Origin of the sequence: Erysipelatoclostridium sp. An173, assembly GCF_002160495.1 — a bacterium.
Classification (GTDB): Bacteria; Bacillota_I; Bacilli_A; order Erysipelotrichales; family Coprobacillaceae; genus Thomasclavelia; species Thomasclavelia merdavium.
Genome location: NZ_NFKR01000063.1, coordinates 1 through 7,006 on the forward strand (window position 1 = coordinate 1; position 7,006 = coordinate 7,006).

Genomic DNA, 7,006 nt, shown 5'->3' on the forward strand with positions numbered 1-7,006 from the left:
TATACAAAATGACATTAACTAAATCAGCGAAATAACGAGGATTTTTAAAGAAATCCTTTAAAACAATGTCGTTTTTAAAAATACTAGCCATAAAATAAACTCCTTTGATGATATAAAGAATAGAAAATATTTTATAGTTAGAAAAAACAAAAGATAGTCAATTTATATAATCAAAATAGGCTGAATTTATACAGTTAGTATGATTAATCGACAAAGTAATTATATCATAAAACAAGGAGTAAATAATCTCAAAATTATCTCATTTTTATATATTTAATAGATCGTTTATGCTTGTATAAAAATAGTTATTTATAATGATTAATTTTTCTGATTATATTTAAAAAAATGAAAAGATTTTTTATAATTTTTCATTTTTTTGAAAAGAAAACGAAACGGCTTTGTAAGCTCTTTCGAAAATGTTGTTGAAGAAATTTTAGCGTGATAAAATGACAATACAAGGAGGGAAAAGTCTAGATGAAAGTGAAAAGATTGATGAAAAAAACTGGAATATGTTTATTATCTTTAGTAATGATTTTGCCATTTTTTTATCTTCAAAATCCTACAGTTGAAGCTAAGGAAGATGGTAATGGTATTATTTATATGAATACTGATAATATTATTACTAAGGATTTTGAAGGTTTTGGTGTTCAATGGGATCCTAGTGATTTATATGATTATACAGATGAACAATGGAATTCTTTTTATGAAAAAGCAGAATTTTTAAAACCTAATATTATGCGTGTTATGTTGCATGATGGTGATAGTTATTGTATTGGTTTTGAAGATGATGGAACACCAATTTATGATTGGGAATCAGTAATGATGAAAAGAGTCTATAAAATTTTAGACTTTGCTGAGGCCAATAATGTTCCAATTATCTTAGGTGAATGGCGCAGTATTAGTGAACGTGGCTATTTATCTTATGATGAATATGGAAAAACAGTTAACTGGAGCAGCCCAACTTGGGCAAGAATGATTGTTGACTGTCTAGAACATTTAATCGTTGATAAAGGATATACTTGTATTAAGTATTATAATATGATCAATGAGCCTAACTATTATAAAAGAGATAATGGTGGAACTGATGAAGAATCTTATAATAATTGGAAAACTGCAATGAAAAATCTTCGTCAGGAAATGGATAATTCAGGGATTGAAGCAATTGAGAATATAAAAATTGTTGGACCTGATGTTTATGATGGTCAAGAAGCTTGGATTAAACAAGCAAAGAGTGAAGATTTGAAAGATATTATTGAAATGACAGAAATTCACCGTTATGCACCAAAAAGTGAAGTTGAGTCAGGTTTGATTGAAACTAAATTAAAAAACTGGAGAACAGTTGCTGAAGAACTTGATGAAAATGTTAAAAATGAAGGTTTTGGTATTGGTGAAATGGGACTTTCTGGAACTGGGCCTGGTGATTGCCAATTAAATGGTCGAAAATATGAATATGGTGTTGATATTTTTGATTATGCTTTACAAGCAATGAGAGCTGGTATGAAGTTTGGTAGTGTTTGGGGCTTTGAAGATAGTATGCATGTTCAACACAATGATATTGTTAATACTTTTAAAGATCAATATGGATCAGCAGCTTCAACTGAAGAAGGTCGTCAATACAAAGTTCATACTCCTACAGGAGATCCTAATATTGATAATGATATTAAAATATGGGGATTTTGGAATGAACTAGGTGAAGAAATGGCAGCTCAAAATGCTGAAAATAATGTTACTGGCCGTGCTAATACTGTTAAAGCTAGTGATGAACAATTAAAACCTTGGTATTACACTTGGTCAATGTTATGCCGTTATTTTCCTTCTGGAATGCAGATTTTAGAAACAACTGATAGTGGTATAGATTATGTAAGAGCTACATCAGGAATAATTAATCGTGGTAATAATCAAGCTGATTTAAGTATTGCTGTAGTTAATACTTCAAATAAAGAACAAACAATAACATTAAATGTTCCAAATGCAAGTGGGAAGGCAACTCTTAACCAGTATTATTACTATGATGGTGATCGTCCAATGAATGACAAAGGACAATTAGAAGTTTATGATACTTTGGAAAATGTTGATTTAGCAAAAGGATTAGAAGTTACAATGCCGGCTAATACTTGTATGATTTTTACAACATTAGGGCATGAACGTGAAAGTAATCCAATGACTTTGACAACTGGTCAAACTCCAGCAGTAACTGGTGTAGATATTTATGAACAATCAAATTTAGATAAGATTACTGTTGGTCAAACATATCAAATGGAAACAAGCTTTACGCCATCAATTTCTAAAGCAGAAATGAGATGGAAAGTTACTGATTATTTTGGTAATGAAACAGATATTGCCACAATCGATCAAGATGGTAAATTGGTTGCAAATAGGGCCGGACAATTTAATGTTACAGGTTATGTTAAAGATAATCCGCAAATTAGTGATACTATTACTTTTGTGGCAACCACGACTAAAACATTGATTGATGATTTAGAAAATCTCGATGTAGCAATATCTTATCAAGATGTTGTTCGCGATGATAATTCAGCTAACTTTAATAACGCTAAAACTATTAAGCGTATTGATAGTGATCCAAATGGTAAACCAGGTATTATTACATATAAGGCAGATGGAATTTTTGATTTTGAGTTAAAAGTATATTCGCGAAAATCTAGTCTAGGTTCTTCAGGAAACTTTACCGTTCAAGTTTCTAAAGATGGAAATACTTGGGAAGATGTTGAATTAAATTTTGAAGTTCAAGATCAATTAAGTTCATCATGGTATCCATTTGTTATTACACCAAAAGAAATGGATCGAAGTGTTGAATGGCAATATTTAAGAGTAATAATGAAAAGTGCGGGCTATAATACTTACGACCCTCAATATGGTGGTGGAACAATTTTATATGGTGAACAATCTGCGTCTGAAATTGTTATTAATAATCAAGAAGATTATGTAGTAAAAGGTGAAACACTACAGTTTGATGTTTCAGTTTTACCACAACAGATTTCACAAGAAGTTGTATATTCAGTTGTAGAAACAAATGGGCAAGCAACATCAAAAGCAACGATTGATGAAAATGGTTTATTAACTGCTAAAGAAACTGGTAATGTTGTAGTTGTTATTGAAACACAGGATAAATCATTAGCGGCTTATTATCCACTTCAAATTGTTGGTGGCTATTTTGTAGATGAAATTAATAATTTTGATTTGATGTATGATTATGGATCTTTTACTTATGAAAACAGTCCTCAAAAATTTGGTGAAATATTAATTAAACGAACTAGTGATACCCCACAAAGTATCGTTTATGCTTATAAAGATATTCAAAAAGCTACTTTTGAAGTGTTTAGTAATTCTAGCTTTGGTAGTGATCAGGCAAGTATTTATATGTCTAAAGATGGTATTCATTATGACTTGCTTGATGCAACTATTACCAAAGTTGGAACAGCACCTGGAGCAAGTGATTTTTCTAAATATACTGTAAGTGCTGCTGGTGATAATCAGTATAATTTCGTTAAGTTTGAAATTAAAAATGATTCTAAGATTTACAATCCAATGATTGCTAAAGCAGAAATTATATATAATCAAGAAGATGACGACGTAATTTCAATGAATGTTGTCCAAGATCGAATTACTTTAAATGTTGGAAAACAAACACAGCTTGATGTTAAAGCGGCACCATTAAATGGTAAACCAGAATTAACTTTTGCTAGTGAAGATCCTGAAATCGCAACAATCGATGATCAAGGTTTAATTACTGCAAAAAGTACGGGAACAACTTATTTAACTGTTACTTTAAAAGATAAACAGACAATTAAGATTCCAATAAATGTTTTAGAAGAAAATCTAGCATACAAAAAAGATATTTCAGCGACTTCAGAATATAATAAAACTGACAAAGCAGCATCATTGGCAGTTGATGGTGATTATTCATCAAGATGGGGATCTGCTTACATGTCTAGTGGAAGTGTTTCAATAACAGTAGATCTTGGCAAAGTACAGACTATTGATACAGTTAAGTTATATTGGGAAGCAGCTAGAGCTACTGATTATAACGTTGAAGTAGCCGGTGAAGATAAGGTATTTAAAGTCGTTCAAGAAATGCGCGATATTACTGATGGAACTGATGATGTTGTAAACTTTGATCCTGTTGATGCTAGATATGTAAGAATTACTGGACTTACACCAGCAAATAAATATGGTTATTCAATTTATGAATTAGAAGTATATGATAATTCAAAAATCGTTAATGTTGATAGTGTTAATTTTACTGATACAACAAAAGAATTATATGTAGGCCAAGAAGAAGAACTACAAATACAGGTATTACCTGAAAATGCAACATATCCATTACCTGTTTATTCTAGCTCAGATGAAAATGTTGTAAGAATTGAAAACGGAAAAATGATAGCTGTTAAAGCTGGTAAAGCTACTATAAGTGCCAACGTTGATGGAAAGATTGCTACTTTAGAAGTAAATGTTGTTGAAGAAAATGCTCAAAAAATAGCTGATTCAATTACTGATTTAACAATTTATGATAATAAAGTAGTATTACCAGTCTATGATAAATATACATTATCTTTATATTCATCTGATCGTGAAAAAATTATTGATTTAGATGGTAATGTTAATCTTCCGGTTTATGATACGACAGTAAATCTTGTTGTAAAAGTAGTTGATCAAAACAATCAGGAAGCTTATAGTAAACCAATAAGCATTAATATTACTGGAAATGATGATAGTTTAGAAAATATTAATAATCTATTAGATGAAGTCAAAAATATTGATGAGTCTTTATATAAACCATCAACTGTTAAAAATCTAAAAGATGCAATTAATAGTGTTGAACAAATCTTAACAACTAAAGATTTATTAGTAAGTGAGTTAAATGATGCAGCTACACTATTAAATCAAGCTTATCAAGGTTTAGAATTAAAAGAAGATCAAACAACATTACAAAAATTAATTGCTGAAATTAACGGATTAGATTCAAAATTATATACAGATAAATCATATCAGTCATTGATGGAGATTGTTAAAGAAGTAGAAGATCAAATTAATGATGATTCTTCAAAAGAAGAGATTGCTAATGCAATAGCAAAATTACAAGAAGGATATCAACAATTGATTAAACAGGATGATTATGATTTATTAAAACAAAAAATTGAAGAAATCGAAAAAATTGACTGGGATCTATATACATCACAAAGTCAAGCACAGTTAAAAGAAAGTTTAGAAAAAGCAAAACAATACTTACAAAGTGATCAAATGACTACACAAGGCATTTATGAATGTTATTATGAACTGGTACAAAGTTATGGAAAATTACAGCTTAAAGCAGATTTAACTACTTTAAAGGCGTTGATTGAAAAGATTGAAAATCTTGATTTATCATTATATAAACAAGAAAGTGTCGATCATTTAAAAGCAGTTTTAAAAGAAGTTAAAGAAAAGATGAGTGATGATTTAACATCAGAAGAATGTCAAGCATTATTAAGCAAACTGCAAAATGCATATAATGGTTTACAATTAAAAGAAAATGCAGCTGATAATTCTATTGCAAGTAAAACAGGTGATAGCAGTAATGTAAGCCTATATGCTACAGTAGGAATTGGATCACTAATTGGAGTAATGATTTGTTTAAACAAAAAACGTAAATGTTATAAAAATTAAGGAAATCTGTTAACAGATTTCTTTCTTTTAATATTAAGCGATAAATAGAACTGCTATTTTTATCTAATTATTTATTAGTTCGGTGATCGATTAATTGATCAGTTGTAATTTTATATGATAATGCTTCATCATAATGTCTAGAAAAAATAGCTGTATATAAAATATCAAAAACCAGGTGGATTGAAAGAGTAGAGCCTAATGTTGATATTTTATTATAGATCTGTTCGCGACTATCAATATTTAAAATATATTGACAGTACTTAGTTAATTGATTATCGCCAATAGATGTAATAGCGATCATTGGAATCTGCTTTTGCTTCAAGATTTGAGCAGCTTTAATCACTTCTTCTGTTTCTCCAGAGTAAGAAACAAGAATCGCACAATGATCAGCTTTAGATTGTGCTGCCTGGAAGAGCTGTTCATTAACCATTGGAGCAATTCGAACATCTTTACCAATTCTAAACATCTTATATTGAAAATCACTTGCAATTCTTAATGGTCCAGAAACACCATAAATATCAATAACTTTAGCGTTATCAAGTAAGATAACACTTTTTCTTAGGATATCTTCATTAATTAATTGAAGAGTTTCATCAATACTTTCTTTATATAATTTAGCAATTGCGTTACTTATATGAGAAAGATTAGTATTTTTTTGAAATGGGAAATTTGCATTAATATTTTTTTGGTGTGAAAGTATGTATTGTAAATTAGCAGATAATGCAATTTTAAAATCGTTATAACCCTTAAAATCTAATTTTTGACATAACCGGACAATAGTAGCTGGCGATGTATAGGTTTTTTTGGCCAATTCAATAGTTGAAAGATTTAAAACCTCTTCAGTATTATTCAATATATAACTAGCAATACTTTTTTCAGATGATGAAAAATGATTAGCTAATTCAAGCTTTTTTAATAAACTCATAAAACTCACTCCGATGCTTTTAATATTATGAAATAAACAACAATTATTTATGTTTATAATATTATATGCTACTTTTCTAATAAAATAAATCATTTTTAACATTCATTTCTAATCTCTAAAATGAATTTAAATATTTAAAAATAATGAGAAAGCTATAAATAGGATATCATCATAATGATATAGAAACTTAGTTGTTATTTTATTGATTTTAAATTATATAAAACAATCTTAAAATTATATAAGTAAATAATTAATTTAATGTAAATTAAAAGTGATTAAAAGATATTTTTGTTCTATAATAAAGATGTTTCAGAATTAGAAAAGTCATCACTTCTAAAGAAATACTCTGTATAATACTTTTAGAAAGAAGGGGAAATCGTGAAAAAATATGAGATTGATATGTGTAATGGGCCACTA

At 28.9% G+C, this 7,006-nt stretch carries 2 protein-coding genes; one reads left to right on the forward strand and one right to left on the reverse strand.

The window, feature by feature from the left end:
• Window positions 1–474 precede the first annotated feature (474 nt).
• The gene (locus B5F09_RS14010) at window positions 475–5,664 is read left to right on the forward strand and encodes an Ig-like domain-containing protein (protein ID WP_087374955.1); all 5,190 of its coding nucleotides are present in this window, start codon (window positions 475–477) and stop codon (window positions 5,662–5,664) included.
• A gap of 67 nt (window positions 5,665–5,731) precedes the next feature.
• Here the strand turns inward: B5F09_RS14010 and B5F09_RS14015 are convergent, their stop codons facing one another.
• The gene (locus B5F09_RS14015; RefSeq protein WP_087374957.1) at window positions 5,732–6,589 is read right to left on the reverse strand and encodes a MurR/RpiR family transcriptional regulator; all 858 of its coding nucleotides are present in this window, start codon (window positions 6,587–6,589) and stop codon (window positions 5,732–5,734) included.
• Window positions 6,590–7,006 lie beyond the last annotated feature (417 nt).

What these genes read in the sequence shown, in the direction of transcription:
- B5F09_RS14015 (WP_087374957.1), bottom strand. Translation starts at nt 6,589, where the DNA reads ATGAGTTTATTAAAAAAGCTTGAATTAGCTAATCATTTTTCATCATCT.
- B5F09_RS14010 (WP_087374955.1), top strand. Translation starts at nt 475, where the DNA reads ATGAAAGTGAAAAGATTGATGAAAAAAACTGGAATATGTTTATTATCT.